The 26,475-nt window shown below is 63.3% G+C and carries 27 protein-coding genes and 2 pseudogenes; 15 read left to right on the top strand and 14 right to left on the bottom strand.

Annotation, left to right across the window (positions count from 1 at the left end):
• Positions 1–40 precede the first annotated feature (40 nt).
• Positions 41–1,327 carry a serine hydrolase domain-containing protein gene (locus KUF59_RS17455; protein ID WP_212458412.1) on the top strand — a complete coding sequence of 429 codons (1,287 nt, stop codon included), beginning with the start codon at positions 41–43 and terminating at the stop codon, positions 1,325–1,327.
• Here KUF59_RS17455 and KUF59_RS17450 read toward each other — a convergent pair.
• From KUF59_RS17450 to KUF59_RS17435, 4 genes and pseudogenes are all read right to left on the bottom strand, one after another.
• On the bottom strand, positions 1,313–3,775 hold the full coding sequence (locus KUF59_RS17450; RefSeq protein ID WP_212458411.1) for a putative bifunctional diguanylate cyclase/phosphodiesterase: 2,463 nt from the start codon (positions 3,773–3,775) through the stop codon (positions 1,313–1,315). The genes KUF59_RS17455 and KUF59_RS17450 overlap by 15 nt on opposite strands.
• Positions 3,776–3,946: 171 nt before the next feature.
• Positions 3,947–4,141: a hypothetical protein gene (locus KUF59_RS17445; RefSeq protein WP_212458410.1), complete on the bottom strand. Its 195-nt coding sequence runs from the start codon at positions 4,139–4,141 to the stop codon at positions 3,947–3,949.
• A 270-nt stretch (positions 4,142–4,411) separates the two neighbouring features.
• Positions 4,412–4,900, bottom strand: a pseudogene (locus KUF59_RS17440) (aldo/keto reductase); the annotation flags it as partial.
• 48 nt (positions 4,901–4,948) lie between these two features.
• Entirely contained in the window at positions 4,949–6,016 is a 1,068-nt protein-coding gene (locus KUF59_RS17435) for a hypothetical protein (protein WP_212458409.1), read from the bottom strand.
• A gap of 241 nt (positions 6,017–6,257) precedes the next feature.
• On the opposite strand from KUF59_RS17435, the gene KUF59_RS17430 reads away from it, so the two are divergent.
• On the top strand, positions 6,258–7,286 hold the full coding sequence (locus tag KUF59_RS17430; RefSeq protein WP_212458408.1) for a patatin-like phospholipase family protein: 1,029 nt from the start codon (positions 6,258–6,260) through the stop codon (positions 7,284–7,286).
• 25 nt (positions 7,287–7,311) lie between these two features.
• Here the strand turns inward: KUF59_RS17430 and KUF59_RS17425 are convergent, their stop codons facing one another.
• Both KUF59_RS17425 and KUF59_RS17420 read right to left on the bottom strand, forming a co-directional pair.
• A complete protein-coding gene (locus KUF59_RS17425) occupies positions 7,312–7,740 on the bottom strand; it encodes a CBS domain-containing protein (RefSeq protein ID WP_212458407.1) in 429 nt (142 codons plus the stop codon).
• A 188-nt stretch (positions 7,741–7,928) separates the two neighbouring features.
• A complete protein-coding gene (locus tag KUF59_RS17420; RefSeq protein ID WP_212458406.1) occupies positions 7,929–8,735 on the bottom strand; it encodes a rhomboid family intramembrane serine protease in 807 nt (268 codons plus the stop codon).
• 466 nt (positions 8,736–9,201) lie between these two features.
• Here KUF59_RS17420 and KUF59_RS17415 point away from each other — a divergent pair, with 466 nt between their 5' ends.
• Together KUF59_RS17415 and KUF59_RS17410 are read left to right on the top strand one after the other, a co-directional pair.
• Entirely contained in the window at positions 9,202–9,756 is a 555-nt protein-coding gene (locus KUF59_RS17415) for a PAS domain-containing protein (RefSeq protein WP_212458405.1), read from the top strand.
• A 155-nt stretch (positions 9,757–9,911) separates the two neighbouring features.
• On the top strand, positions 9,912–10,697 hold the full coding sequence (locus KUF59_RS17410) for a Crp/Fnr family transcriptional regulator (RefSeq protein WP_212458580.1): 786 nt from the start codon (positions 9,912–9,914) through the stop codon (positions 10,695–10,697).
• A 275-nt stretch (positions 10,698–10,972) separates the two neighbouring features.
• On the opposite strand, the gene KUF59_RS17400 is transcribed toward KUF59_RS17410, so the two are convergent.
• Positions 10,973–11,455 (bottom strand): phasin, encoded by a 483-nt coding sequence (locus tag KUF59_RS17400; protein ID WP_212458404.1) that lies wholly within the window; start codon positions 11,453–11,455, stop codon positions 10,973–10,975.
• 397 nt (positions 11,456–11,852) lie between these two features.
• On the opposite strand from KUF59_RS17400, the gene KUF59_RS17395 reads away from it, so the two are divergent.
• The 3 genes from KUF59_RS17395 (at position 11,853) to KUF59_RS17385 (ending at position 14,079) form a co-directional block, all read left to right on the top strand.
• Entirely contained in the window at positions 11,853–12,206 is a 354-nt protein-coding gene (locus tag KUF59_RS17395) for a cupin domain-containing protein (RefSeq protein ID WP_212458403.1), read from the top strand.
• Between the two features lie 17 nt (positions 12,207–12,223).
• Positions 12,224–12,790, top strand: a complete 567-nt coding sequence (locus KUF59_RS17390; RefSeq protein ID WP_212458402.1) for a DinB family protein — start codon at positions 12,224–12,226, stop codon at positions 12,788–12,790.
• Positions 12,791–12,945: 155 nt separating this feature from the next.
• Positions 12,946–14,079, top strand: coding sequence for a DJ-1/PfpI family protein (locus tag KUF59_RS17385; RefSeq protein WP_212458401.1), 1,134 nt, complete (start codon positions 12,946–12,948; stop codon positions 14,077–14,079).
• An 8-nt stretch (positions 14,080–14,087) separates the two neighbouring features.
• Here the strand turns inward: KUF59_RS17385 and KUF59_RS17380 are convergent, their stop codons facing one another.
• The 3 genes and pseudogenes from KUF59_RS17380 to KUF59_RS17370 form a co-directional block, all read right to left on the bottom strand.
• The gene (locus tag KUF59_RS17380) at positions 14,088–14,477 is read right to left on the bottom strand and encodes a COG4315 family predicted lipoprotein (RefSeq protein WP_212458400.1); all 390 of its coding nucleotides are present in this window, start codon (positions 14,475–14,477) and stop codon (positions 14,088–14,090) included.
• 142 nt (positions 14,478–14,619) lie between these two features.
• Positions 14,620–14,709: pseudogene (locus KUF59_RS17375) on the bottom strand (IS5/IS1182 family transposase); the annotation flags it as partial.
• A 469-nt stretch (positions 14,710–15,178) separates the two neighbouring features.
• Positions 15,179–15,745: a hypothetical protein gene (locus KUF59_RS17370; protein WP_212458399.1), complete on the bottom strand. Its 567-nt coding sequence runs from the start codon at positions 15,743–15,745 to the stop codon at positions 15,179–15,181.
• Positions 15,746–15,957: 212 nt separating this feature from the next.
• Between KUF59_RS17370 and KUF59_RS17365 the strand changes: the two genes are divergently transcribed.
• From KUF59_RS17365 to KUF59_RS17350, 4 genes are all read left to right on the top strand, one after another.
• Positions 15,958–16,461 carry a GNAT family N-acetyltransferase gene (locus tag KUF59_RS17365; RefSeq protein ID WP_212458398.1) on the top strand — a complete coding sequence of 168 codons (504 nt, stop codon included), beginning with the start codon at positions 15,958–15,960 and terminating at the stop codon, positions 16,459–16,461.
• A gap of 138 nt (positions 16,462–16,599) precedes the next feature.
• Complete coding sequence (locus KUF59_RS17360; RefSeq protein ID WP_249140302.1) at positions 16,600–16,917, top strand: hypothetical protein; 318 nt, start codon at positions 16,600–16,602, stop codon at positions 16,915–16,917.
• Between the two features lie 133 nt (positions 16,918–17,050).
• The gene (locus tag KUF59_RS17355) at positions 17,051–17,518 is read left to right on the top strand and encodes a hypothetical protein (RefSeq protein ID WP_249140301.1); all 468 of its coding nucleotides are present in this window, start codon (positions 17,051–17,053) and stop codon (positions 17,516–17,518) included.
• A gap of 412 nt (positions 17,519–17,930) precedes the next feature.
• On the top strand, positions 17,931–18,728 hold the full coding sequence (locus KUF59_RS17350; RefSeq protein WP_258769719.1) for a class I SAM-dependent methyltransferase: 798 nt from the start codon (positions 17,931–17,933) through the stop codon (positions 18,726–18,728).
• A 119-nt stretch (positions 18,729–18,847) separates the two neighbouring features.
• Here KUF59_RS17350 and KUF59_RS17345 read toward each other — a convergent pair whose 3' ends face one another.
• The 4 genes from KUF59_RS17345 to KUF59_RS17330 all read right to left on the bottom strand — a co-directional run bounded on the left by KUF59_RS17345 (position 18,848) and on the right by KUF59_RS17330 (position 22,792).
• Positions 18,848–19,315, bottom strand: a complete 468-nt coding sequence (locus KUF59_RS17345) for a hypothetical protein (protein ID WP_212458396.1) — start codon at positions 19,313–19,315, stop codon at positions 18,848–18,850.
• Positions 19,316–19,331: 16 nt separating this feature from the next.
• Positions 19,332–19,811, bottom strand: a complete 480-nt coding sequence (locus KUF59_RS17340; protein WP_212458395.1) for a DUF5680 domain-containing protein — start codon at positions 19,809–19,811, stop codon at positions 19,332–19,334.
• Positions 19,808–21,556 carry a serine hydrolase gene (locus tag KUF59_RS17335; protein WP_212458394.1) on the bottom strand — a complete coding sequence of 583 codons (1,749 nt, stop codon included), beginning with the start codon at positions 21,554–21,556 and terminating at the stop codon, positions 19,808–19,810. The genes KUF59_RS17340 and KUF59_RS17335 overlap by 4 nt, the downstream gene beginning before the upstream one ends.
• Positions 21,557–21,640: 84 nt before the next feature.
• Positions 21,641–22,792: a zinc-binding dehydrogenase gene (locus KUF59_RS17330; RefSeq protein WP_212458393.1), complete on the bottom strand. Its 1,152-nt coding sequence runs from the start codon at positions 22,790–22,792 to the stop codon at positions 21,641–21,643.
• 92 nt (positions 22,793–22,884) lie between these two features.
• Here KUF59_RS17330 and KUF59_RS17325 point away from each other — a divergent pair, with 92 nt between their 5' ends.
• The 4 genes from KUF59_RS17325 (at position 22,885) to KUF59_RS17310 (ending at position 26,363) form a co-directional block, all read left to right on the top strand.
• The gene (locus tag KUF59_RS17325) at positions 22,885–23,370 is read left to right on the top strand and encodes a GNAT family N-acetyltransferase (protein WP_212458392.1); all 486 of its coding nucleotides are present in this window, start codon (positions 22,885–22,887) and stop codon (positions 23,368–23,370) included.
• A gap of 66 nt (positions 23,371–23,436) precedes the next feature.
• Positions 23,437–24,597, top strand: a complete 1,161-nt coding sequence (locus KUF59_RS17320; RefSeq protein WP_212458391.1) for an MFS transporter — start codon at positions 23,437–23,439, stop codon at positions 24,595–24,597.
• Positions 24,598–24,793: 196 nt separating this feature from the next.
• Entirely contained in the window at positions 24,794–25,405 is a 612-nt protein-coding gene (locus KUF59_RS17315; RefSeq protein WP_212458390.1) for a PilZ domain-containing protein, read from the top strand.
• A gap of 331 nt (positions 25,406–25,736) precedes the next feature.
• Positions 25,737–26,363, top strand: coding sequence for a transglutaminase-like cysteine peptidase (locus KUF59_RS17310; protein WP_212458389.1), 627 nt, complete (start codon positions 25,737–25,739; stop codon positions 26,361–26,363).
• Positions 26,364–26,475 lie beyond the last annotated feature (112 nt).

The following is a 26,475-nucleotide window of genomic DNA, read 5'->3' as shown; positions in this document are numbered from 1 at the left end:
ATCGATCGCATTGAGACGATCGGGACTGGAGGATGCCGGGATGGATCGCGCGCGATCACAATCGCCGTTCGCCGCTTCCTTGTGGGCCCTGCTCTGCATCTGCAGCATCGGACAGAGCCGCGCGGCCGACATTCCCGCGCCGTCGCCGGACGGGCTCGAGCGCATCACCGCCTTCTTTGACAATGAGGTGAGGACCGGCAAGCTGCCCGGCGCCGTGGTCCTCATTCAGCAACACGGCCGCCCGGTCTATCTCAAAAGTTTTGGCGTGCAGGACGTCAGGACGGGCACCCCCATGAGCCCGGACACTTTCTTCGCCCTCCATTCCATGACAAAACCCGTCACCAGCGTCGCGGCGATGATGCTGATCGACGAGGGCAAGCTCGCGCTAACCGATCCCGTGTCGAAATACATCCCCTCCTTCGCCTTCACGAAGGTGGGTATTGAGAGGACGAGACCGGATGGCGGGCTTGCGCTCGATCTGGTGGCGCCGGTGCGCCCGGTGACGATCCGCGACCTGATGCGGCACACCTCCGGCATCAGCTACGACTATATCGGTGGCAAGTGGGTCGAGCAGGCCTACAAGGATGCCAACATTTTCGAGGGCCAGTTCGACAACAAGGAATTTGCCGAGCGCATCGCGCGACTGCCGCTGGCGCGCCAGCCGGGCACGCTGTGGCGCTACGGCCATTCCACCGACGTGCTCGGCCGCGTCATCGAGGTGATTTCCGGGCAGACGCTCTACGGCTTCATGAAGGAGCGCATCTTCGATCCGCTCGGCATGACCAGCACCAAATTCGTGCTGAAGACCGAAGACGAGTTGGCGCGGATGGCGCGACCGCTGCCCAGCGACATGATCCTGCTCGACGCCGAGCGTGATCGGCTCGGCCATCCCGAATGGGAATCCGGCGGCGGCGGTCTGCTCTCCACCATGAACGACTACAGCCGCTTTGCGCAGATGTTGCTCAATGGTGGCGAGTTCGACGGCAAGCGCTATCTGAGCCCCGCCGCCTTCAAGGACATGACGACGGACCAGATCGGACCGGGCTCGGGCGTCGGCCGCGACTATTTCTATTTTCCCGGCGACGGATTTGGTTACGGTTACGGCATCGGGGTGCGGACCGATCCCGGCAATGCAAAGCCGCCGCCGCCCGGCTCGCTCGGCGAACTGAAATGGGACTCCGGCAGCGGCACCTTGTTCGGCGTCGATCGCAAGCTCGACATGATCTTCATCATGCTGGAGCAGACGCAGAACGAGCGCAGCCGCATCACCCCCGCCTTCAAGGCGCTGGTCTACGATACCTTTCCGCCCGAGTTACGCCGCCCGTGATGCGCGCTGGCCGAATTCGGCGAGCAGCGTGCCGATCTCGCTCGCGGGACGCGCGGCGCTGAACAGAAACCCCTGTACCTCGTTGCAGCCTTCGGCGCGCAGCCAGTCGAGTTGGTCCTCGGTCTCGACGCCCTCCGCCGTGGTCGTGATGTTGAGGCTGCGGCCGAGACCGGAGATCGCGCGCACGATCGCGACGCAATCCGGCCGTTGCGCGAGGTCCTTGACGAAGGAGCGGTCGATCTTGATCTTGTCGAAAGGAAAGCTGCGGAGATAGCTGAGGCTGGAATAGCCGGTACCGAAATCGTCCATGGAGATGCCGACGCCGAGCTCGCGCAACTGATGCAGCGTCGCGAGATTGACGTCGGTCTCGGCGAGAAAGATCGACTCGGTGATCTCGAGCTCAAGCCGCTTCGGCGACAGACCGGACTGCGCAAGCGCGGAGATCACGACCTGCACCAGATTGCGGCTGCGGAACTGCGCCGGCGAGAGATTGACCGCGACCTTGACGTCGGACGGCCATTTCACCGCTTCGCTGCAGGCTTCCCGCAACACCCATTCACCGAGCTGGGTGATCAGCCCGATATCCTCAGCGACCGGGATGAACTCCGCGGGCGAGATCATCCCCTTCTCCGGGTGGCGCCAGCGCAACAAAGATTCGAAGCCTGCGATACGGCCGGCGGCGATCGCGACAAGCGGCTGGTAGTGCAGTTCGAACTCGCCATTGGCGAAGGCGCGGCGCAGATCGAGCTCCATGTCGCGCCGCTTCTGCGCCTGGCGATCCATCTCCTTCTCGAAAAAGTGGTGCACGCCGCCGCCGTCCGATTTCGCCCGGTACAGCGCCATGTCGGCATTGCGCATCAGCTCTTCCGACGTCGCGCCATCGCCGGGCGACAGCGCGATGCCGATGCTGGCGCCGATCACCATTTCCTGACCGTCGATGTCGTAGGGCGCGCTCAGCATGTCGATCAGCAAGCCCGCACAGGCGCTGGCCTCGTTCGGCGAGACGTCGGCGGCAAGGACCACCGCGAACTCGTCACCGCCGAGGCGCGCGGCGAGGTTGGCGCCGCGGATCGCGGTGCGCAGGCGCTCGGCGACCTCCTTCAGCAAGCGGTCGCCGACGGGATGGCCGAAGGAATCATTGATGTTCTTGAACAGGTCGAGATCGATACAGAGCACGCCGACCCGCTTTCCTCCGGCCTGATCGAGCGCCTGTTTCAGGCGTTCCTGGAAATGCTCGCGGTTCGGCAGCTCCGTGAGACCGTCATGGTGGGCCATGTAGGCGATCCGCGCCTCGGCCTTGCGCCGTTCGGTGATGTCGACCACCGCGACCAGATAGCCGTCGCGCTGGTCGAAGGTGACGCGGCGGCCGAAGGTCAAGACCTCGATCTCGCTGCCGTCGGCCCGCAGATGCCGCCAGTTGCGCGAGGAGCGGTAGGTATCGCCGAGCCGCTCCAGCGCCTGGGCGTGGCTGTCCCATTCGTCCTGCGGCCATATCTGGGGCAATGTCATGCGCAGGAAGGCCGCGCGACTATAGCCGTAATGGTGGATCGCGGCGTCGTTGACGCTCAGGAACTGCTTGGTCTCGGTGTCGAACACCCACATCGGCATCGGGTTATTGTCGAACAGCAGCCGGAACGAAGCGTCACGCCGTTTGAGCGCGGTGACGTTGGACATCGTCAGGGAGACCACATCGGCGAAGGCGGTGGCGCTCAGGCGCAAATGGCGGCCGCCGATCTCGATCTCGAGCGGTGCGCTACGGCCGCTTGCGACAGCCGTGCGCAGGAGCTCGACGATCTCGGCCGAGGCCAGCAGGCCGCCGTCCTCGCTCAGGCGGTGCCAGAGCAGACCGCCGGCCGGCACCTCCAGGAACAGCTCCGCGCTCTTGTTGTGATGCACGACCTGGAAGTCGAACGGCTCGGTGCGCGCATCGCGCAATGCGGCAAGCGAGATCACGGCATCGTCGGTGGAGGAGAAGATCGCGTCGAGGAGATTGTACTGCGCGCCGCGTTCGTTGATGTAGGCGCCGATCAGGGTTACGCCCCACCGCGAGGCGGTTGGCAGCGCCAGCACGTCGTAGGTCCTGACCATGCCGTCGCGCACGCAATGCGCGCGCGCGAGATGCGGCTTGCCGGTTTCGAGCGCGCTCGCCGCAGCTCCGCTCAGCACAGTGGCGCAATCCGGCGCAAGCTGCGCGACGGGAACGTCCCAGCGTTCGTCGCCGAGCCATTGCTGCACATAGCGTCCGCTGCGCGACAATTCGAGCGCGCCGTCATGGCGCAGCAGCGCGATATGATCGGCGAGCCGGCCGAGACTGCCGAGCATGACGTCTTCATAGCGCGGAAGGCGCTCGCCGGGTCGCAAGGCCGCGCGCCATTTGCGCTGAAGCACCGGAATGTCGTCGAACATGTCGGGCGCCGGTTTCCCCGACGTTTTCTTCGCGGCATTCATCGCATTCCCCAAGCACTTCGCCGCCCGCATCCAATGCAGGGGTGCTTAACGGCCTGTAAAAGCTGCGTGCGCGCACGGCGCGGAAGGCGATTATGACAGTTTAAAGTCGGGCGATGGTTAGTGCGCGTTAGAGACCATGACAGGCGCATGACGCCGCGATCGCTTCGATCGTCAGTCTTCGCTCGGGGCGGCGGAACGCTTGGTCAGATAGGCCTGGGAGAGCAGGAAGAACAGTGCACGCTCGGCATGATACTTCGCAGCCGGCCGCGTGCGCTCAAAGCCATCGGCAAAGACCTTGCCGGACTGATCGCAAACCTGCCACCGCCAGCCCCATCGCTTGCGTCTGGTGAGGACCACTTCGAACATGTCGAAAGGCTGAAACCCCCTGCTCGTCACTGGCGCCGACAGGCCTCAGTGATCCGGCCTCCGTGGACGGACAACCGACATATAACGCAGCGGGATGGAAAGAGAATAAAATTGATTGTCGAATTTGTGCATCCGATGGCGACCATTGCACCGCAGTTGCGATCGATGGGCCCTGGTGGCGGTGTCGCGGGTCGCGCTCAGTGTTCACTTTTGCACACAGAGGAAGGTGCCAGCAGCGCCTTTCCGCCCGCGACGTTTGCAAGATAGTGCTCAACGGCCGCCCCTGGCCTGGAGATGGGCCGGATAGCGATCACCCCCTGCACCGCGACCTTGGCCAGGACATTGGCGATGGCAGCGAGATCATCCGGCGTCAGCGTAACGTCGGCAGCGCCGATAGTCTCCGCAAGATGCGGTAACTTCGTGGTACCCGGGATCGGCACGATCCAGGGCCTTTGCGCAAGCAGCCAGGCAAGCGCGATCTGCGCCGGGGTCACCGTCTTGGCCGCGGCGATCTCACCCAGCAAATCGACGAGAGCCTGGTTGGCCTTTCGTGCGCTGGATGAGAAGCGCGGTACGATGTTGCGGAAGTCGCTCTGGTCGAACCTTGTATCCGCGTTGATTGCGCCGGTCAGGAATCCCTTGCCGCCTCCGGCTCGCGCCACCAGAGCGAATACTCGCTGCGGTGCGGCAACCGGGTACGGCGCGGGCGCGGCGGATGGTCTGGGCGCCGGCCTCGACGCGCTGAAACCAATTGAGCCGCAGCGAAAGTGTGCCCCCTCCCGGCAAGCGGGGCGAGGCAAGGCGAAGTCAGCGCGCCACGACTTCGACTTCGCCGTCGACGCCGTTGACGACGTTGAAGCCGCGCTCATAGACCTTGCCCTCGTTCTTGGCGATCGCGCGATATTCGCCTTCGGAGAGCACGACGCGCGGGAAGGCGCCGATCGATTCCTTGATGATGTCGCCGCCGGGGGTCAGCACCGACCACGCCGTGTTGGCGAGCGCCTCGCCGCCCTTGTCGCTGACGAGTTTCAGCGTGATGACCGCGGCGCGGTGGGTGATGGTAACGTCGGTCAGCTTGCTCGCCTGCACGCGGATGTCGGAGCGCACCACCGAGTTGGCGTCGCCATAGTTGGAGATGATGTAGTAGGTGCCCTCCGGCAGCAGCACGACGTCGCCGGCAGCGACGTTCGGCACCAGCGAGGAGCGCTCGCCGCCTTCGAACTGGCTGCCCTTGTAGATCGCAAACGAGATCTGGTTCTGCGGGATGCGACTGGTGCCGACGCGGCCCTCGATGCGTAAGCCCCCGGCCGGCAGCACGAAGGACTCGCGATCGGTCTCGGCCTTGAGGCTGACCGTGCGCACCGCGCTGACGAGGCCGAAGGCGACGTGCACGACGTAGTTGCCCGGCGGCAGCACGATGTTCGGCGTGGGATTGCGATCCTCGCGGATCAGCTTGAACGTGCCGGTCTCGTCGGGACGGTCGGAGAACACCCGCCACACCAGGCCGCTGGTGATCGCCGGCAGGTCCTTGCCGTATTTCGCGGTCAGCGACAGCACGCCCTGGCCGGGCACCGCGGCCCCGAGCGGGGCCGCCGGGGGAACGGTCGAGACCGTCGGCGGGATGGTCGGAGACGCCGGCTGCGTCAGGGTCGGCGGCAGGCTCGGCGCACCCGCAGGACCCGAGGGCGGTGCCAGGCTGACGGCATTGCCGGGATCGGGCACGGAGGCCGGCGGGACCGGCGGCGGACGGTCGGAGAAGAACTGGGCGCGGGCCCCGGTCGAGCCCAAAACCAGCACGGAAACGACAAGCATGAACGCCGGCAGCAGCCGTCCGCTGCGCCGCCATCCGTCGATGCCGTCACCCCCGAGTATCATGTTCCTGCTTTTCACCGAAAACGCGGCAAATTCAAGCCTGAGAAGCCCAAGGAAATACTGACTTTGGAACTGTTGGGAACCCCGACTGGTTATTTCCAGTGCAATTCACTGTCGCCATACTGGCGCCGCGCGCCCTGTCCAAAGCGGCATAAACCATGCTTCGCGGTCAATCTGGCGGGGCGGGCTCGCGGTGTCTTAGTCTGGCCGTGCGCGGAACGGTCTGTGTCGTGGGAGTTGTTCGGTGCTTGATATGTTGAAGGGCCGGGGCGCGAACGGGTCCAACGGCGAAAAGGTCGGCCTCGGCAGCGTCCGCCGCCCGGTCATCGGGCTGGCACTCGGCGGGGGGGCAGCGCGCGGTTTTGCTCACATCGGAATCCTGAGAACCCTGATTGCCAATGGCATCGTTCCCAACGTCGTAGTCGGCACCTCAATCGGCGCCGTGATCGGCGGCGCCTATGCGGTCGGAAATCTCGATGCATTGGAGGAATGGGCACACAGCCTGCGGGGGGTGCGCAATATCCTCGGCTACCTCGACATCCGGCTCAACGGCTCCGGCCTCATCGGCGGCGAAAAGCTCGCCTCGCGGCTGGAGAAAGCGATGGGCCCGACCCTGATCGAGGACCTGCCGGTCAAATATGCCGGAGTCGCGACCGAGGTCCGCACCGGTCACGAGATCTGGCTGACCCGCGGCCGCCTGGTCGACGCGATGCGCGCCTCCTATGCCCTACCCGGCATCTTCGCACCGGTGCTGATCGGCGACCGCTGGCTGGTCGACGGCGCGCTGGTCAATCCGGTGCCGGTCTCGGCGGCGCGTGCGCTGGGTGCGGAAATCGTCATCGCCGCAAATCTTTCCAGCGACATCTTCACCCATTCCACCACGATCTATTCGCACGGCGCGATGCAGGACGACGCCGCGCCCGTGGCCGAGGACACCACTGCAAAGCGTCGTTTCCCGAGATTCTTCTCGCCGGAACGGACGGTGAAGCGGGAGTTTTTCGGCGGCGGCGGGCGGCCCGGCATCTCGTCGGTCATGGTCGACGCCTTCAATATCATGCAGGACCGCATCACCCGCGCGCGGCTTGCGGGCGATCCGCCTGACATGCTGATCACGCCGCGGGTCGGCCAGATCGGTTGGTTCGACTTCCACCGTGCCGACGATCTGATCGCGTTCGGCACCCGCGCCGCCGAGCGCGCGATCGACTCGATCCAGGAGGCGATCCACGTGCTGGCACCGGCGCCGCAAGGCACCGCGCCGAAGGCCAGCGAATAGGCGCGCCAAAGCGCGATGAATTGCGTCAGGCCGTCTTGATGTAGTCGCGCAGGGCTTCCTGCTCGGCCTCGAATTCGTGGACGCGCCATTTGACGATGTCGCCGATGGAGATCAGGCCGACCACCTTGCCATTGTCGAGAACAGGCAGATGGCGGAACTTGCCGGTGGTCATCCTCTCCATGATCTCCGCGACCGTGTCGGTCTCCTTGCAGGTCACGACCTTGCGGGTCATGACATCAGAGACCGGCTCCTCCAGCACGCCCGCACCTCGATCGCCGAGCACGCGCACGATGTCCCGCTCCGACAGGATGCCTTCCAACCGACTCTGATTCATCACCAGCACCGCGCCGATCTTCTTCTCGCCGAGCAGCTTGATCGCAGCCGACATCTTGTCGTCGGGCCCGACGCTCATGATCTGGTGGCCCTTGGTGTTGAGGATAGAACGTACCGTCATTGTCGCCTCCTGAATCCGACCCGGCCGCTTGGCACGGCTCGGACTTGTTCGCGAGTCTTCAACTAACAGTCTCAATGCCGGTTCATCTTTCAGGCGCTGCACGAAGCAGGGCCGCTACCGGCTTGTCGGTTCACGACATTCTTTGCGCAAGATGATGGATGAAATCGCCGTGAGCCGCAAGCGCCGCTTCAAATACGGTTTGAAATGTCCCGTGATGACGCATCTGCAGCATCGCCCCGCGCGCGCGGCACGGGATCGAACAGCGAGAACAGCAGCAGGCCGGCGAAAAAGCCGCCGATGTGAGCCTGCCAGGCGACCGTGGCGCCTTCGCTACCGACCCCGATCGCGCCGATGCCGAAGATGATGTTGACGCCGAACCAGACGCTGAGGAAGCCGAGCACCCGCCCGTCGCGCAGCGCACGCGACAGCGGCAACGCCGGAACTTTGGCCGCCGTCTCGGCATCGGTACGGCTGAACGACAGGAAGCTGCCGCGCACGAACGCAAAGCGGATCGCGGCCGCCATGGCACCGGATACCGACGCCGAGGCGCCGATCATCGGCGCGATCGCGTGCTCATGGGTGACGAGATGGGCAAGCGCCCCGGCCGCCGCCGTCACCGCCAGAAACACGTAGAAGCGCACCGCGCCGAACCGCCGCGCCAGCGCACTGCCGAACGGCAGCAGCCACAGCACGTTGAAGCCGAGATGGGTGAGATTGGCGTGCAGCAGCGAATACGTGACGAAGGTCCAGACCTTCGCACCGGTGCCGCCCGGAATCTGGAGATTGAGCAGCGAGGAATCGTAACGCTTCGGGATGAAGCCGAAGACGTCGATGGTCCAGTTCTCCAGTTCCGGCGGCAGCAATATCCGCAGATGGATCACCGCCAGCAGGATGATGTAGGCGGTCAGCGCCGACGGCAGGGTCAGGATCGGCTCGCGCGGGCCGCCCTCGGGTTCGGCCGGCACGTCCGGCGGAGAATTTTGCGGGGAATCCAAGGGAAGCTCGGTTTTCGGGCGCGGTCGTCGCGATCACCCTGCAGATAGGCGCCTTTGCCCGCCCGGTGCAAGGGCACAATGCGGTGACCCGAAACGGAAAAGGGAGGGCCCTGGGAAGCCCTCCCTGTCCGTGTCGGCCTTGTCCGCGAAAATCGAGAAGTAAGGAGTATCCCCACCCCTCCCCGTGCGGTGACCAAACTGTTTGACGCCTGTGTACAGGCCCCGCTGAGAACCTGGATGAAAGCAGCGGGGCTTGCGACCGCGGCCACCATAGCAGCAGTCTCCGCAGCGCAAAGCGCATAGTTAATTTAACGTTAATGACGCAAAGACACCCGCCCCGGGGCCAAAAACACCTCTGCGGCATGGACGCTGCAATGCCCCTCCTGCACAACAACACAGGGATCTCAGCTGCACTGAAGCGGGACAGGTCTGTCCCACGATGTGCGCCGAGAGGCGAGCGTCAAACATGAAACATCCGTCAAGCCGCGAATTCTTCGCTTATTGGGACGACAAGCGCGGCACGGCCCGGGCGCCCGATCGCGCCGACATCGACCCGGCCGCCGTCCGTGGTCTGCTCGGCGACATCTTCGTTCTGTCCTGCGAGCCGAAGCTCGGCTTCCCCTTCCGCGTCGCCGGCACCCGCGTCTGCGCGCTGGCCGGACGCGACTTGAAGGACCAGAGCTTCGCGGCGCTATTTGCGCCGCAGAGCCGTAGCGAGATCGAGGAGATCGCGACCATCGTCGCCGACGAGACGATCGGAGCGATCGCCGGCATCACGGCGGTGCGCGATGACGGCACCAAATCGCATCTCGAGCTTCTGCTCCTCCCCTTCAACGCCCGCCCGCATACGCCGGTCAGCGTCACCGGCGTGCTCGCGCCGTTCGACGATGAATGCGCAGCCCTCGGCGCCTTCACCCTCACCTCCTGGCGCTACCTGCATCAGCCCGAGAAGCTGCTGCCCCGCGCCATCCGCAAGCTGCAGGTCGCCCGCGGGCTGATGGTGTATGAGGGATTCAGGTAGCGGGACCGCCGCTCCGAAACGCCACACGGCCGACAGCGGAACCTTATCCGGCGCGGCGAGTTTGGTTGTTTGCCGTAGCCTGCCGTTTTCTGCAACGAAGCGTTGCGCCGGTGGGTTCTGCAAGCCTTTAGGCGTCCGGGAAGGAGATTCCCGTGATGGAGCGTACGACCAGGGTTGGTAATCGACTGTTAGCTGCATTGCCGCCGGCCGACTTCGCTTTGCTTGCACCTCATTTGCGGAAGGTCCCTCTCGAACGCGATGCCGTGCTGGTCCGATCGGGCGATTGGATCGATCAGCTCTACTTTCCCTGTAGCGGCGCAATCGCCTTCATCATGGGCTTGCCCAACGGGCAGACGGTGGCCACCGCGGTCATCGGCAATGAGAGCGCTGTCGGCCTCATGTCGGCGATCAGTCCCTCCCGCTCGCCCATGACGGCGGTCGTCCGCGTGCCCGGAACCGCATTACAGATCCCTCCGGCGCGATTTCACGCCGCGCTCGGTCGCAGCCCGGCCATCGCGGACGCCGTGCAGATCCTCACGAGGTCGATGCTGGCCCAATTCCAGCACGTCGCGGCCTGCAATGCGTTGCACTCCGTCGAGGCTCGCTTGTCCCGCTGGCTGCTTCATATCCACGATCTGTCGGATGGCGGTGACCTCGTGCCATTGACGCAAGAGACACTGTCGGAGCTGCTCGGCGTCCGACGCACGACGGTCACACACGTCGTGCGCGCGCTTCGGGCATCGCGAGCCCTGAGGTCCAATCGGCGTGGCCAGCTCGAGATCGACAGGCCAAGGCTCGAGGCCGCCGCATGCGAATGCTACAAGGTCATGAGCCGCAGGATCGATCGGATCGTGTCGGGAGGAGCCGAGAGGGATTACACCGCGCCGGCGGGAGACGACCGCCAGCGCCCGGCTTCCCCGTTGGCCAGGGCGGCATCGTAGACCCAGGCGTCCCTGGCAAACCATTCGTGCGTGACCGAGCAGATCCGGCAATAGGTGCGCGAAAAGAACACCGCGCTACACTGAAATTTTTCGGGATCCGTCGTTATTCCGGTCGGAATGGAGTCCCCCGTTTCCGGGCAGCGGATCATGACCATACCCATAAGTGTTTCCTCCAGCTTGATGTCGTCTCTCGGCAAGGTCGGCCACCGTCGGCTGGATTCGTCTCTTCTTGCGGAGACGCTGGTCCAGCCGATCCGCGCGGCCGGCAGCCCGTTTCAAGAGGCCTTATGCAATACCCGGTCGAAGCTCTTCTTGACCGGCTCGGCCGTCTCGGTCGCGACTTTGCGCGCGAGTTCCCAAAGCTCCCGGTTCTGGTGAGTGGCAGCTTCAAAGGTCTTGCGGCTCTGCATGGTGGACAGGTTTACGACATCCACCAGCGACTTGGCTCCTGCGAGCTGGACGAGGAATTCCCAGGCGGAGCTGGCGTTGACGCTGGAGATCTGCATGACCTTGACGCCGTAGTCCGCAGCACCGCTGGCGTTGGTCGAATAGGCTTCGCGCAGGACTTCGGTGATCTCCTCGGAAGCCGCCTTCATCTTCTCGAGATTTTCTTTGGCCCTTGTAGCGCCTTGCTCGGCGAAGCCGCGGAAGAGTCCGTCTGCGACGAACAGCGGTAGTTCGAACCTGATTTTCTCACTTCCATTCGCTGCATTCAGCGGTTCGGCGTTCGTTTGGACTTTCACATTGGCGTCATTCACAGGCTTTGATCCTTTCAAGCGAAACTAGGTGGCGGATTCAACACTCCCCCGAAGCTTCCTGGTGCGGCGCGGCACCAGGCAGCCAGTGCTCCTTCCCGACATGTCGGATGCTTCTGCGGATAAACCGCTCTCACCCCCGCCGAAGCCAATCATGACCGACTAAAGTCGCAGCTTCCGTTCGCTTTCGGACTCTCGCATCGAAATAATGTGATGCGGGCGACGAAACTCCGGATGTTTGAACTTGATGCCTTTAAAGTTGCAGCGAATCGATCGCGCTACCCTGCGATCAGGTGAATTGGACCAATGCGCGGCGCCGCATCCCCGCACATTCGGCTTGTCGAGCGACCCGCGCGAACCCACATCGATTCTGTTGCAACCCAGGCGACAAGGGCCAAAAATGACAGACGGGATCTCGCTCGCGGAGAAGCTTTCGACCTTCCAGGACCATTGGTCGCCACGCACAGTTGCGGCCTTCAATGACAACGATGTGATGGTCGTCAAGGTCAAGGGCGAATTCACCTGGCACAAGCATGACGAGACCGATGATTTCTTTCTCGTCCTGAAGGGCACGCTCGATATCGAGCTGCGCGACCGCACCGTGACACTCGGCCCCGGCGAGCTGTTCGTGGTTCCAAGAGGCGTCGAGCATCGTCCCGTCGCGCGCGAGGAGGTTCATCTCCTGCTGATCGAGCCGACCGGCACGCCGAACACCGGCGACAAAGCCACGGCGGCGCCGCGCAAGCTGGCATAGGAGCCGGGGTCTCAGACATGCCTTCAAGCCTCGTCCAAACATTCCGCGCTTTCGCCTACAACAACGCCTGGGCCAATCATCGCCTGCTGACGTCCTGCGCAAGCCTCAGCCAGGCGGAATTCGAAGCCGAGCGGAGAAGTTTCTTTCCAAGCCTTCAGCAGACGCTGAACCACATCTACTATGTCGACCTGTTCTACATTGATGCGCTGGAGGGCGGCTGGCTTGGCCCGGCGGCCTGGGCGAACCAGATTCCATTTCCGACTGTCGCCGAACTGAAGCCGGCCCAGATCGCGATGGACCGGCGCCTGATCGCCATATGCAACGCGCTCGCTCCCGAAGACCTGGACGGCATCGTCCGCGTCAATCGCGACACGCGCGTACAAGACGAACGCCGCGACCGCCTCTTGATGCATCTCTTCCAGCATCAGATTCACCACCGCGGTCAGGCGCACGCAATGTTGTCGGGAACGACGGTCGCGCCGCCACAGCTCGATGAATTCTTTGCCGCCGAGGAAGCGCCGCTGCGCGCATCGGAGTTTGCGGAGCTGGGCTGGACGGAGGCAACGATCTGGAAAGGCGACTGATCGACGCCGGCGGAATGCATGAGGGCGGATCGCGATCATCCACGATCCGCGCCGCCACGCCCCATGGCGGTTTTTGCGGGAATTGCGTCATTCCGCTCGGCGCCGCGCGCGCGTAGCTTCCGCGCCGCTGGAGGCACATTTGCGAGCGGAATTTCATGAGCTGGCGATTTCTGATCTGGAGCGGTGTCGGCATCACCGCCCTGTTGCTCATCATCGGCGGAATCTGGTTGCTCTCCCTCCCCGGAGAAGCGGCGCGTGGAACGCCGGCGCCGATCGCAAGGGACGAGACCGACGCAACCATCGCCGCGTTGAAGCCACCGAAGCGCCAACGTCCGCTGATCGCAATCATCGGCATCAACGACATGAGCGAGACCACCGACTATCTGATGCCCTACGGCATCCTTGCGCGCGCCGACGTGGCCGACGTCCTGATGGTGGCGACGCGCTCGGGTCCAGTGACGCTCTATCCGGCGCTGAAGGTCGAACCGCATGCGACGATCGCCGACTTCGATGCGCGACATCCCGATGGCGCCGACTACGTCATCGTACCAGCCATGAGCCGCGATGACGATCCGGTTGCCCTGCAATGGATCAGGGACCAGGCGGCCAAGGGCGCGATCGTCATTGGCGTTTGCGTCGGCGCCACCATCGTCGCCAATGCTGGCCTGCTGGACGGCAAGGCCGCGACCACGCACTGGTACTCGGTCAAGGATCTCAAAAAGCATTCCGCGATCCGCTACGTCGCTGACCGCAGGTTCGTGGTCGACAAGGGCGTCGCAACGACGACCGGCATCACGGCGTCGATGCCGATGGCGCTGACCCTGATCGAGGCGATCGCCGGCCGCGACAGGGCTGCGACTGTGGCGCGCGATATTGGTCTGGCCAGTTGGGATGCCCGCCATCGCAGCGAAGCCTTCAGATTCACGCGTCCGTTTGCGCTGACGGCAATCACGAACACGCTGGCCTTCTGGACCAGGGAGCAGCTCGGCATCGCGCTCACCCCCGGCCTCGACGAGGTGTCGCTTGCGCTCGCGACTGATGCCTGGTCGCGGACTTATCGCTCGCGCGCGGTCACGTATGCGGCAACGGCGGGGGCGCAGCCAAGCCGCAATGGCGCGCGCATCCTGCCCGACACGACCGCGACGGACTGGCCCCTCCAGCAAAGCCCGCCGGCGACGGCCTTGCTGCCGCCGGCAAAAGCCCTGGACGAGACGCTGCGTGCGATCGATTTCCGCTACGGCGCACGCACCGCCGATTTCGTCGCGATGCAGCTCGAATATCCGAGATAGCGGCTTGCCTACGGCATCGCGAGATGCCAGGCGCCGTTCAGAAAACCGTCGCCGGTGATGTCGCCGGGCTTCTGGTCCTTGGCAAAGGTGTAAAGCGGCTTGCCCTTGTAGGCCCATTGCTTCGAGCCGTCGTCGCGCGTGATGATGGTGTAACCGTCGCCGTCCTTGTCGCCGGCTTCGGCCTTCAGCACCGGCCAGTTCGTCGCACACGGGCCGTTGCAAGCGGACTTGCCATCGGCATCCTTGTCGAACGTATAGAGCGTCATGCCCTTGGCGTCGGTGAGCACCGCGCCCTTGGAGGTCGTTCCGGTCTTGGCCGGAGGCGCGGCGACGACCGCCGACATCACCGCGAAGGACGCAGCCGCGACGAGTGCGAGGGGAAGCGAAATTTTCGTCATCTTGTCTCCTTGTCATGCAATTGGCCTGCACGGATAGGACGCCGCGCAACGCTGTGTATTCCGAAGGAGACCGGAATGATATTTTTCGCGACCCACCGTTCCCCGAGGGAATAATTGCGCTACCAAGGCGCGGACTCATTAGGGCGCGCAGCCATAGCCTGATTGACGCGAGCTGAACGAAGGCTTGATAGCGAGCGGCAAGCCTGTCGTAGCGCGTCGCCACCCGACGGCATGCATCTTGGGCAGCGGCAAGAAACGGACATCGGCCAGCCGACGATTTCCGCTGAAGCCGTCGAAAATGACCCGGAGCAGACTCAACTGCGCATCGGAGGCGTGCTATCTTACAACCCGGGATGGCCAGTCGCATCCCAGGTCGGAAGGACATAGCTATGAAAGTCTCGTTACTCTTCGTTGCGAGTTTGGCTATCGCCGTCTCGTCGATTGCACCCGCTAATGCCGCCCCCCTCCATGCTACTGGCAATGCCTCCTCAGGCAGATGCTCCGTGGCTGGCGGCTGGTCAACGTGCAAAAACGTGGGCAACTGGAAATCCTACAGCGAGTGCAAGGATGCCGGAGCCAAGATGGGTTGGAGAGACTTAGAATCCTCGTGGTATTGCTCGAGAGTGGGGTTCAAGAACTAGAATAGATCAAAGCAAGATGCGCTGAGGCCGCAGCTCGGTCGGCGGCCGCCCGCAAGCCATTCATTTCCAGATTATAGAACTCGCAAAGCTGTCAAATTCTGCGCGAGCTTTATCGCACGGCTTGTTCAAAATATATGCGAGGTAAAGTTCAGCGTGTGGGGCGCCATGGTAAAACCTCATGAATGAACATACTTCGACGGCCTTACCGTCATCATCCCGGGTGTAGGCTTCGGAATCGAGTTGCTCCTCAGTAATTCCATCCGGCCTGTGAACGGTATCATGGCGATGCCACTTGCTTTCATCGACCATCCTACGCGCGTTATCCCCAAGCATGTCGGCAATCGAACTCTGCTTCATGCGTTCAAGCATATTTCCTTTTGCGCCATCAGCATTCATGGATTGGTCGGCATAATACATCACAATAAATGGCGGTTCTTCACCCCTGATGCTTCCTAATATGGTGCCATTGCTGTCCGTTGATACGTGCCACATCTCGCCAAACGTGACGGAGAACCCTCTCGTATCTATGGTAGCACGCTCATTCCCGAAACACGGCCGCGCGAGAAGCGTGAGTGCTGTAGCAAAACTCGTAATGAGTTTATGAACAGCACTCGGTGTGACAATCATCTTACCACCTCTACCGCGGGGTCATGTTTGAGCATGACACTCTATCCCGCGTCGCACATACGAGCCATGCGGGACTTCCGCAATTGGCCCATCGCGGTACATTGCGCTGCGGCCCGGACTTGGTCGCTTGAGGAGCAACGAGTTACATGACGCCGCCGAGTTTATAGGTCCACGGCCTAGCGGACGGCACAGATACAAGCAGAGGAACGACCGTGAGTTCGCATTGGCGCCAGGCACTGCCGTCGGATCTCCCCGATATCGCCGCCATCGCCGCGCGGATTCACCCCGAGCTTCCCGAGCGCCCCGAGGTGTTTGCGGAGAAGATGCGCCTCTACCCTGACGGTTGCCGGGTGCTGATCGCAGATGACACGGTCGTCGGTTACGGGATCGCGCATCCCTGGAAACTGCATCTCATTCCGCCGCTCGACGACTTCCTGCACGGATTGCCAGATGACGCCGACTGTCTCTATGTGCACGACGTGGTGGTGCTGCCGGACTTTCGCGGCAAGCAAATCGCGGGCGCGTTCTTGGCTATGGTTGCAGCGCTGCCGAAGTCGGCGGGGATCGGCTCTCTCGCGCTCGTCTCCGTTTATGGCACGCAGGCGATGTGGGAGCGTTTTGGCTTCCGTGCGGCCGCGCCTGACGCTGCGCTGCGCGTCAAGCTCGCAACCTACGGCGAGAGCGCGACCTACATGGTGTGCACGCTTTCCGCCTGACACGGGGGCTCCCCCAGCCTCCTAACCCTGTGTGCGTCAGATCACGTTGGCGCGCGCGCCCTCGAACCCGCTTTTATCAGGCTCCGTCAAACGGTCCGTACTGTTTCGACATTCCCAACCGAATGAACGGAGAGCGCTATGTCCATCAAATCCAGACTTGCGGCGATCGCGTTGATCACTGTCGCTGGTGCGACCGCGACGATCTCGACGAGTGCCAGCGCATTCACCTACAGCGTTTCGACCTGCGACGTGTTCGTGCTGGGTGGCTGCGGCGAGTTTTTTACGCCCGTGCCGCGGGGCCGCCGCATCGTTCGTGAAGTGCCGGTGACCCACGACACCTCGCCCACCTACATGAAGCAGAGCGATCCCCGCTACAGCTCCGCGATGAACAACGCCGGTGGCGGTGGTGGCGGCGGAGGCGGTGGTGGTGGCGGCGGCGGCGGCGGCGGTCGCTGAGCCACACGGACATTGGAAACATGTTTCGGGGCGGGCGAGCTGACAGCTTGCCCGCCTCGCCTGTGTGTGACTTTGCCATCCATCTCCGCATGATATGATTGAGTTGCGTGGCAGGCAGATGCGGGCTGAGCGAATGTGGAAAGTCTGGAAGACGCTTTGGAGGACCTGGACCATCGACAAGCCGGCTGCGTTCGGTGATTTCCTGTGGGAGGTCCTTGTCGTGCAACTGGCCGCCCTGCTCGACCGCCTGACGCTGCGCAAGATCATCGCCTTCATCCCCGTCGTCATCCTGGTTCTCGCCTACTACCACCGAATTCCCATTCCGCCGGAGTTGATGCTGGTCGGCGATTTCCTCGCCTATATCGACATCTTCACGGTCGTGTTCCTGCTCGGCGTTCTCAGCCGCGTGACGACGATCCTGTTCGTGATCAAGCAGGCGGCCGCGCGTGCCAGGGAGCTCGCCGTCAGCCTCTTGGCAATGGTTCAGCGGCTGGATGTCCGCCACCGGCGCGAAGGCGGCGCAAGGAATCGGACGCGTCCGGCGAGCCGACGTCGCGACGACGACGAGCCCACGGCCATCGGCGGTTACGCCTGGGCCTGACGACGGGCCGTCAGGTCGCGCCTGCCTAGACCAAACATGGACTCATTAGCGCACAACCTTGGCCTGATTGATGCGAACTGGACGTAGGCTTTGCAATCAACAGAGCATGCGTTTGGGAGCTTGAATCACGGGCGTCCGACCAAGCGAAGCGCGTCCAGCTCGCTCCCGGCACGGGGTGCTCTTTGGGCAAAGCCGACATCAACCAGCTGACGTTTTCGCCTTCATCGGTCGAAAATGATCCGTTGCGGACCTCGACGGTCAGATTGCCGCGATCACAATGCATGTCCGGTTGAGGTCGGATTGCGTAAGGCGGCTCGATAGGTAATCATCGGTCGCAACACTGGCACCGGCCTGTGCTCGGACGTCCATAATTGATCCCGATCGACCAACACAGCTTCGGGAAGGAGGCTTCATGGACAGCGAAGCAACCGCGCAGAAAGCTCGAGTTAGAGCGCAGTTTGATACCGCCGCATTGGAGTATGACACGGGCCCAGGATGCTTTGCCTATTTTGGTAAGCGTTTGGTGGAATCGGCGGAAATATTACCCGATCACCGAGTACTTGACGTGGCAACCGGCCGAGGAGCAGCTTTTTTTCCCGCTGCTGAGCTTTTGAGTAACGCAGGTGAGATCGTCGGCATCGACCTTTCGGATGAAATGGTGCGCGCCACAAACGCGGAAGCAACGCGGAGGGGTGTCCCTGGACGTGCTCAGGTCATGGATGCGGAGCACTTGGTGTTCAAGGACGCTACTTTTGATCGTGTGCTATGCGGATTTGGGATTATGTTCTTTCCTGATCAATTGCACGCTCTCGGAGAGTTCCAACGAGTGCTGAAACCCGGAGGACTGCTAGCTGTTTCGACATGGAGAGTAGCACAAATAAGTGAAATTCTGGCCGCCATGGACGAGTTGGGAATGAAGAGGGAGCAGGCGCCCGGCTGGATCGCCGAACCAGAGAAACTATCAAGCCTCTTGATTAGAGCGGGGTTCACTGACGTTTCAGTACGTCTCGAATCTCATTCATTCAAATACGTGGATGTCGAGGAATATTGGCAACAAGCGCGCGGAACCGGGCTGAGGCGCACGTTGGATAATTTGGATCCCGGAGATGCTGAACGGCTGCTCACTGCTCTAGGGAGGCGGGTGTGTTCTGGTGAGGCAAAGGGATTTAGTTCGGTGTCGACGGCGCTCATAGGGCTGGGGCGGCGTTAGCACCGAACGGAAGGAATAATGGGACGTCGCTTCGTGGCGACGCAAAAATTCCGCCGCTTTCGGATCGAAGCGGACATTCGGCGAGGCGCCGCTACAGAACCCTGTTATGAGTACGCTCCCTAGGCTCCCTGCATGTAGCGCACGGGATTTTCCGGATCGGCCGTGAAGATCGCGGCGACCTCGGAGACCAGGGATGACAGCGCTGACGCGTTCAGGCCATCAAACCGTTCAAAACTGAAGTTGTTGCGTCCCGACCGGAGCTCGCCGAGCTTGCCTGCATAGGCTTGTACGATCGGCGCGTCCTGCTTCGTCACGGCGACGTAGACGCTGACATAGTTCTTCTGCAACGCGACGCCGACGACCGGCCAGTCGGTCGCGCTGCCCGACTTGATCGCGTAGCGAAATTTGCCGTAGCCGATCATCTGCATGCGCATGCCGGCCTGGCCCGCCGGCGTGCCCTTGTGGAAGTGGCGCTTCAGATTGGGCGCAGCTTTGCGCATCACTTCGTGCAGCCGGACGAGGTCGGGCTTTCGCGCCGGGTCGAAATCGAGATAGGCATCGAGGCTGTCGGCCGTGACGCGGAACATGGCAGGTCCTCCGCACCTATCGCAGCAGGCCGCCGCTGTAACGCAGCTCATAGAGCTGTACGCCGGCTTTCGCGATCGTCTCGACGCCGTGGAAACGATCGAGCGAACCTTCGACGTCGTTGCGATAAGTCATGTCATCGACGCTGAGAACCGGCGGACCGCGATAGGGTTTTTCGATCTCGGCCGCGAGCAACGCCCGCCGCAGGAACTTGTAAAGGGCAAGCAGCGTGGTCCGGTCCGTGATCTCAGCGCGAGCGCCACCGCTGTAGCACATCGACCAGATGACCGTGTCATCCCTCGACACCGTCTCCTGGCCAACGAAGAAACCCATCCCGAAATAGATGTCGCGGTAGGCGTAAGACCCCGCACGGTGCTCGAGCTGCTTCGAGCCCGTGAGCAACGGCGTGGCGACGGTCGCATCGTCATCCAGGCCCGCATAGGTGCGCCGCTTGGCCTCGATCAGGAATGCGACGAGATCGCCGGGAACATCCATCATCGCCTCTCCTGCTCCACCACGCGGTCTGCGATTGAGGTGCCGTTCGGCTGGTGGAAGATGATCTGGCCGATACTCTCCCCCTCCCCGCGAAACTCGACGGCAAAGCCCTCCAGCTCGGCGACGCGAAACCGGCGGCCCTGTTGGGGCTCAAGGCGATAGGCCGGCTGGTAGTCCGGCTTCAGAATGAGCCTGCCTTCGCTGTCCAAGGTCACGCGATGGGTGATGGCGCCGCTCCTGAACTGCCCGACGCAGCGGGCGCGGAATGCGGGATCGAGGCAGTCACCAGCGGCACGGCGCTCGAACACGATGTCCTTCACCGTCGGCTCCAGCGGCACCGACAGGTGCGCGATGTTGCCCTCGCGGTCGGTCTGGAAGGTGATGGGGAGATTGTCCGGATGGAACTGGTCGATCTCAGGCGTCATGAACGTCTCGAAATGCCAGTGTGAGAGCGGCGCGCCCATGCCGCGCCAGGACCAGTGCAGCGCGCCGTCGCGCTCGCGGATCTCGATCACGCCATAGGCGGGATGGGCATAGTCGGCCGCATAGGCCGACAAGGCATGCGCCGGCCGGGTGTCCTTGTGGCGCGCCTTCTCGCGCACCTCCTTGTCGGCGGGGATATGGGCGATGAAATCGTCGCGCATCTTGCGGAAGCGCGAGAGCCAGTCGGCCGGCTCCCGGCCGCGCAACCGGTCGATGATGTACCACGACAGGATGGTCGGGACCTCGCTCGGGCTGCGATTGGTCAGCACGGCAACGCCGATGCCGGCCCCCGGCACCAGCGTCATCAGCGAGCTCCAGCCGGTCCAGCCGCCGCCGTGCCACATCAGGCGCTCGCCGCGGTAGGTGTTCGACTGAAAACCCAGCGCATAATGTCCGTGGTCGAACTCGGGAAATTCCGACTTGCCGGTATGCGCCAGCGGCGTGTGCAGTTGCTCCACCAGCGCGGCCGGCAACAGCCGTTCGCCCTCGAATTCGCCCTTGCCGAGGTGCAGACGCATCCAGTTGGCGAGATCGGCCACCGACGTGTTGATGGCGCCGGCGGCCGTGGTGCGGATCGGTATCCGCAGCGCCGGCAACCGCGTGTCGACGTTCATCATGTAGGGCCGTGCCGGCTCCGATCCAGCCTCGAGGTCGTCCAGCGAGAAGCTGACGCTCATGCCGAGCCTGTTGGTCAGGCGCTCGCGGACGAAGGCTTCAAAGCTCTTGCCGCTGACGCGCGCGATCAGGAGACCCAGGGCGTTGTAGCAGAGATTGTTGTATTGCCAGACGGCGCGGATGTCCTTGCTCAGCTCGAGGTGCCGCATCAGCGGCAGCATCTCGGCCGGCGCGAGATCGCCGGGCACATGAACCCAATCGTGCCGCGGCAGCCCCGATTGATGGCTGAGCAGGTCGCGAATGGTGACGCGTTCGGTCGCGACCGCGTCCGAGAGACGAAACTCCGGCAGATAGTCGCGGACCGGCTTGCTCCAGTCGAGCAGCCCTTCGTTATGCAGCAATGCGATCGCGGTCGCCGTAAACGTCTTGGTGATCGAGCAGATCACGAACTGCGTGCGCGGCGTGATCGGCAGATCGGCCTCGACGTCGCGCTGGCCGTAGGCGCGGGCGAGCACGACCTTGCCGTCCCTTACAATGGCAAGTGCTGCGCCCGGCACCTTCCAGACCGCCATGGCGTCGGCGGCGAGCCGGTCGATGTCGGGGATGAGGGATGCGAGGGAGCCGTCGGGAAGATCGGATGACGTGTTCATGAAACCTGCCGGCCTTGCGAAGGTGCGCAGGCTAGCGGCTTCAACGTCAAATGGAAATCACGGTTGCGCAACCGGAGATGCAATCTATCCCACCAATTCCGGCCACGGCACTATGGTCGACTTCACCGTCTTCATCGCCATCGCATCCTTCACGGCCTGCGCGACGCCCTCTTCCGTGAACGGATAGATCGTCTGCATCTTCAGCCACGGATATTTGTCCGCGGTGCGGTAGAGCATGTCGACGCCGAGCGGCAGATCGTTGGCAGTAAAGCCCCAGGAGCCGAGAACGTTGAGGTCCTTGGTGCAGATGCGGTGCCAGGATGTCTCGATCGAGCCAGCGTCGGTGAACTGGCCCATCTCGACATAGGTGCCGCCATCGCGCAGCATCTCGATGCCCTCGGGGCCGGCGGTCGGATGGCCCGAGCAATCCATCACGAGATCGGCACCGAAGCCGCCGACGATGTCGCGCACGGCCTTGATGCGCTCTTGCGGCGTCTTCAGCTCCTCGATGTTGATCGTCGCCTCCGCCCCGAACTCGCGCGCCAGCTTGAGCCTGGGCTCCTCCGGCGCGCCGACGCAGATCACGCGCCCTGCCCCCATCTCCTTGGCGGCGGCAACCGCGAGGATGCCGATCGGTCCAGAACCCTGGATCACGACGGTGTCGCTCCAGCTGAAACCGCCGGCGCGGGTGGCGCGGTTGAAGGCGCGGATGCAGGAGGTCAGCGGCTCCGACAGCGCGCCGAGGCGCAGCGACATGTCGTCGGGCAGTTTGTAGATCTTGGTGCCCGGCAGCATTTCGAGATCGACATAGACATATTCGGCCCAGCCGCCCCACATGTGAGGCGGTTTATCGAAGCCGAGATAGCGGCCGTAATAGACCGGCGTCAGGCACTTGTTGGCCGTCTGCGGATAATGGATGCAGTAGTAGCAATTGCCACAGGGCATCAGCGGCGGGATCATCACCTTCGATCCGACCTTCAGCGGCTTGCTCATGAAGTCTTCGGTGAACTCCTCGCCGCATTCGACGATGACGCCGCCGAGCTCGTGTCCGAGCGTGAACGGCCATGGCAGCGGCTTTGGCCAATGTCCCTTGAGGATGTGCAGATCAGTGCCGCAGACGCCGCAGGCGCCGATCTTGATCAGCGCCGCCTTCCGGCCGACCTTCGGCCACGGCACGGTGCGGATGACGGGCTCCGATCCCGGCCCGGCATGGGTGCAGACGCGGATTTGCTCCATGATGTTTCCTCTCGCGCACTTGTTATGTTTGTTGGGCGCGATGCAAGCCTATGGGAGACGATGCGCTGCAGCAAGTATCCGGGATTTTGCCAATGCTGCGTGACTATCAGGTGCAAGATGCAGACGCGGTGACGCGCGTCGCCGTCGCTGCCTTTGCGCAATTTGCGCCGCACTATTCGGATTGGCCGGCGATGGCGGACAATGTGTCGCGAATGCCGGAACTGTCTGAGCATGGCGAGATCATCGTCGCGGAGGTCGAGAGGCGCATCGTCGGTGCCGTCGCCTATTTTGGCCCGCAGGCGCCGAAACCGGCCTTCTTCGAACCGGAATGGCCGATCATCCGCATGCTCGTCGTCGATCCCCCGGCGCGCGGCCAGGGTTTTGGCCGGCTGCTGACGGAAGAATGTATCCGCCGCGCGCGGCGTGACGGCGCGTCGATCATCGCATTGCACACGACGCCGCTGATGTCGGTTGCACTGCCGATGTATCTCCGGATGGGCTTTGCAAAGCTGCGCGACGCACCCGATATCAGAGGCCAGCCCTACGCGGTCTGCGCCAAGGCATTGGAAGGCCGATAACATCCACAGGTTGACACGCGCCGGTTGTAACCCCACTGTCGGAACAATCTCTCGGGGGATGAGGCATTGCGCAGCCGCTGGGGCATTCTCGCGATCCTGTTTCTGGTGCGCCTGACCATGGCGTTCCAGTTTCAGAGCGTGGCGGCGGTCGCACCGCTGCTCCAGACGACGTTCGGCGTCGGTCTTGCCGATATCGGTCTGTTGATCGGCCTCTACTTCACCCCCGGCGTCGCACTGGCCTTGCCGGGCGGCGCGATCGGCGCGCGGTTCGGCGACAAGCCGACGGCGCTCGCAGCACTTGCTCTGATGATGATCGGCAGCCTCATGATGGCGCTGGCGGATGCCTGGAGCCTTCAGGTCGCCGGCCGGCTCGTGGCCGGCGTCGGCGGCGTGCTCTTGAGCGTGCAGCTCACCAAGATGACCACGGACTGGTTTGCCGGCAAGGAAATCGCGACCGCCATGGGCATCGTCATCAACTCCTGGCCGACCGGGATCGCGCTGTCGCTGGTGACGCTCCCCATCGTCGGCACGGCCGGCGGCACGGGCGCCGTGTTCTTCGCGGTCTGCGCCATCGTGGCTGTTGGCATCGTGCTGATGCTGTTCTACCAGCCGCCGCCGGTCAGCGTATCGGCGGCGGCGGTGTCCGGCGGGCTCGATCGACAAACCGTGTCGGCCGTCATGGTCGCCGGCGCGATCTGGGGATTGTTCAACGTCGGCTTCGCCATGATCCTGTCGTTCGGTCCGACGCTGCTGGTCGAACGTGGCTGGACGGTGGCCGCCGCAGGTTCGGTGATCAGCGTCGCGCTGTGGATCTCGGCTTTCTCGGTGCCGCTCGGCGGCTATCTCGCCGACCGTACGCAGCGACCGCTGACCCTGCTCGTCGCCGGCAGCTTTGCGCTCGCGCTCCTGCTCGCGCTGCTGACCCGGTCGAGTTCGGTGGTCCTGATCGTGGTTGCGCTCGGCATCGTCTCCGGACAGCCGGCCGGTCCGATCATGAGCCTGCCGGCGCGGGTGCTGGCACCGCAAACGCGCGCCATCGGCATGGGCATCTTCCTCACCGTGTTCTATGCGGCCATGATGCTGGGGCCGGTCGTCGCCGGCCGGCTGGCAAGCTGGACCGGCAGCGCTTCCGCCGCCCTCGACCTTGGCGCCGCCGTGGTGCTGGCCTGCCCGCTGCTGCTGTGGCTTTTCGAGCGCATCGCCGCCCGCAGGCCACAACCCGCCTGAGCCAGAGCCCCATTCCGATGGAATCGGAATGGGGCTCTGGATTCTTTGTTTTGACGCGTTTTCTTGACGCGAACCGGCATCCACTTCGCTTGAAAACGCTCTAATCACAACTCCTGCACGCGCTGCTAACGGCACGTTAACCCTGTGCGCCTTAGGGTCGTTCGGACTCCGCCCGGGCGGGGGTCGGGTAGTGAAAATGGCGTTGGCGAACAGAAAATTTCTTCCGGCCACCGAGGAGCGTCGGCGCTTCCAGCGGGTGAAAGTGCATCTGCTCGGCCGCTATATGCTGCCGGACCGCCGTGAATTTCCCTGTCAGGTCATCAACATGTCCCCCGGCGGGCTCGCCATGCTGGCGCCCGGCATCGGCAATGTCGGCGACCGCGTGGTGGCCTATCTCGACCATATCGGCCGCGTCGAAGGCAAGATCACCCGGATCATCGACAACGGCTTCGCCATGACCATCGGGGCGACACCGCGCAAGCGCGACAAGCTCGCCGCCCAGCTCACCTGGCTTGCCAACCGCGACATCCTCAACCTGCCCGAGGATCGCCGCCACGACCGTATCGTGCCGCGCAACCCGATCGCGGTGCTCACGCTCGAGGACGGCAACAAGATGACCTGCCGCATCATCGACCTTTCGCTGTCGGGGGCCGCGATCGCCGCGGAAAACCGCCCGCCGCTGAAATCGCTGGTCATGCTCGGCCGCGTCCAGGGCCGCGTGGTGCGAAACCTCGAGGACGGCTTCGCGCTGGAGTTCGTCCACGAGCAGCCGATCGAGACTCTGGAAGAGAGCGTTACCGCGCGGTAAAGCGCAGACACCCGAAAAATCAGGCTTGTTTTGCCCAGAACGCGGCCCCCGCACACCAGGGGCCGCGTTTTTCATGCCCTGCTCGCGCACGCTTCGCGGTTAACGCAGCGCCCGCGCAGGCGCACAAATGCAGCAATCGCAGGCGGCGGCGCGTTAATGCCGACAATTTTAGTCAATTGCAGTCATCTCAAATTTTACGCGAATTCTATTCAAGTAAATCTCGAATTCGACGCTGGTTTTACTTGTGTTTGTCTCGACTTGACTTGCCTCACTTAGCGGCGATGCAAATCGTCTGTGCGAAACGTGGTCCCAACAAGAAACGGGGGCCACAATGTTCGACTTCAGAGGACAGGGCAAAGGGTTGGCGTTCGCCGCCATCCTTTTGGGAATGAGCGCGACGGCGCAGGCCGGTGACAACCGCCTGCTCTACGCGAGCCTCGGCGATACCACGCGTGCGCCGATCGGCTGGGTCGAATTCTGTGCCGACAATACTGCCCAATGCCAGGGCGGTCCGTCGCAGCCGCGCGACATCGTGATGTCGCAGACGGCGTGGCGCGATCTGCTCAAGGTCAATCGCTGGGTCAACGAGACCGTGAAGCCATTGACCGACATGGAGCACTGGGGCGTGATCGAGAAATGGTCGTTGCCGACGGACGGCTACGGCGACTGCGAAGACTACGTGCTGATGAAGCGCAAGATGCTGATGGACGCCGGCTGGCCGCGCGAGGCCCTGCTCATCACTGTCGTGCGTGACAAGAAGGGCGAAGGCCACGCGGTCCTGACGGTCAAGACCGACAAGGGCGAGTTCGTTCTCGACAATCAGAACGAGAACGTCGTCGCCTGGACCGAGGCCGGCTACCGCTTCGTCAAGCGGCAGTCGCAGGCGGATCCCAATGTCTGGGTGTCGCTCGGCGACAACCGGCCGGCGGTGTCCACGGCCAGCGCCAAGGACCAGTAGTCGATACGAACGAACGGAATCTTTGAACGAGTTACGCGACCCGGTCACATCCCCACCCCTCCCCGTCCCAGACCGGTTCGCGCGCGCCCAGCCATCCCCCAATGGCTGGGCG

The sequence above is a fragment of the Bradyrhizobium arachidis genome (assembly GCF_024758505.1).
In the GTDB taxonomy this organism is placed as follows: Bacteria; Pseudomonadota; Alphaproteobacteria; order Rhizobiales; family Xanthobacteraceae; genus Bradyrhizobium; species Bradyrhizobium manausense_C.
Note: the sequence above shows the minus strand (reverse complement) of the source record. Positions and strands in the feature narration are given on the sequence as shown.

Coding starts and splice junctions, on each gene's coding strand:
- KUF59_RS17340 (WP_212458395.1), bottom strand. CDS start 19,811: ATGATGGATGTTCCCGGCGATCTCGTCGCATTCCTGATCGAGGCCAAG.
- KUF59_RS17445 (WP_212458410.1), bottom strand. CDS start 4,141: ATGTTCGAAGTGGTCCTCACCAGACGCAAGCGATGGGGCTGGCGGTGG.
- KUF59_RS17415 (WP_212458405.1), top strand. CDS start 9,202: ATGAAACATCCGTCAAGCCGCGAATTCTTCGCTTATTGGGACGACAAG.
- KUF59_RS17370 (WP_212458399.1), bottom strand. CDS start 15,745: ATGATTGTCACACCGAGTGCTGTTCATAAACTCATTACGAGTTTTGCT.
- KUF59_RS17350 (WP_258769719.1), top strand. CDS start 17,931: ATGGACAGCGAAGCAACCGCGCAGAAAGCTCGAGTTAGAGCGCAGTTT.
- KUF59_RS17335 (WP_212458394.1), bottom strand. CDS start 21,556: ATGAACACGTCATCCGATCTTCCCGACGGCTCCCTCGCATCCCTCATC.
- KUF59_RS17450 (WP_212458411.1), bottom strand. CDS start 3,775: ATGAATGCCGCGAAGAAAACGTCGGGGAAACCGGCGCCCGACATGTTC.
- KUF59_RS17310 (WP_212458389.1), top strand. CDS start 25,737: ATGTTCGACTTCAGAGGACAGGGCAAAGGGTTGGCGTTCGCCGCCATC.
- KUF59_RS17380 (WP_212458400.1), bottom strand. CDS start 14,477: ATGACGAAAATTTCGCTTCCCCTCGCACTCGTCGCGGCTGCGTCCTTC.
- KUF59_RS17410 (WP_212458580.1), top strand. CDS start 9,912: ATGGAGCGTACGACCAGGGTTGGTAATCGACTGTTAGCTGCATTGCCG.
- KUF59_RS17385 (WP_212458401.1), top strand. CDS start 12,946: ATGAGCTGGCGATTTCTGATCTGGAGCGGTGTCGGCATCACCGCCCTG.
- KUF59_RS17315 (WP_212458390.1), top strand. CDS start 24,794: ATGGCGTTGGCGAACAGAAAATTTCTTCCGGCCACCGAGGAGCGTCGG.
- KUF59_RS17390 (WP_212458402.1), top strand. CDS start 12,224: ATGCCTTCAAGCCTCGTCCAAACATTCCGCGCTTTCGCCTACAACAAC.
- KUF59_RS17360 (WP_249140302.1), top strand. CDS start 16,600: ATGTCCATCAAATCCAGACTTGCGGCGATCGCGTTGATCACTGTCGCT.
- KUF59_RS17325 (WP_212458392.1), top strand. CDS start 22,885: ATGCTGCGTGACTATCAGGTGCAAGATGCAGACGCGGTGACGCGCGTC.
- KUF59_RS17455 (WP_212458412.1), top strand. CDS start 41: ATGGATCGCGCGCGATCACAATCGCCGTTCGCCGCTTCCTTGTGGGCC.
- KUF59_RS17345 (WP_212458396.1), bottom strand. CDS start 19,315: ATGTTCCGCGTCACGGCCGACAGCCTCGATGCCTATCTCGATTTCGAC.
- KUF59_RS17355 (WP_249140301.1), top strand. CDS start 17,051: ATGTGGAAAGTCTGGAAGACGCTTTGGAGGACCTGGACCATCGACAAG.
- KUF59_RS17330 (WP_212458393.1), bottom strand. CDS start 22,792: ATGGAGCAAATCCGCGTCTGCACCCATGCCGGGCCGGGATCGGAGCCC.
- KUF59_RS17395 (WP_212458403.1), top strand. CDS start 11,853: ATGACAGACGGGATCTCGCTCGCGGAGAAGCTTTCGACCTTCCAGGAC.
- KUF59_RS17435 (WP_212458409.1), bottom strand. CDS start 6,016: ATGATACTCGGGGGTGACGGCATCGACGGATGGCGGCGCAGCGGACGG.
- KUF59_RS17425 (WP_212458407.1), bottom strand. CDS start 7,740: ATGACGGTACGTTCTATCCTCAACACCAAGGGCCACCAGATCATGAGC.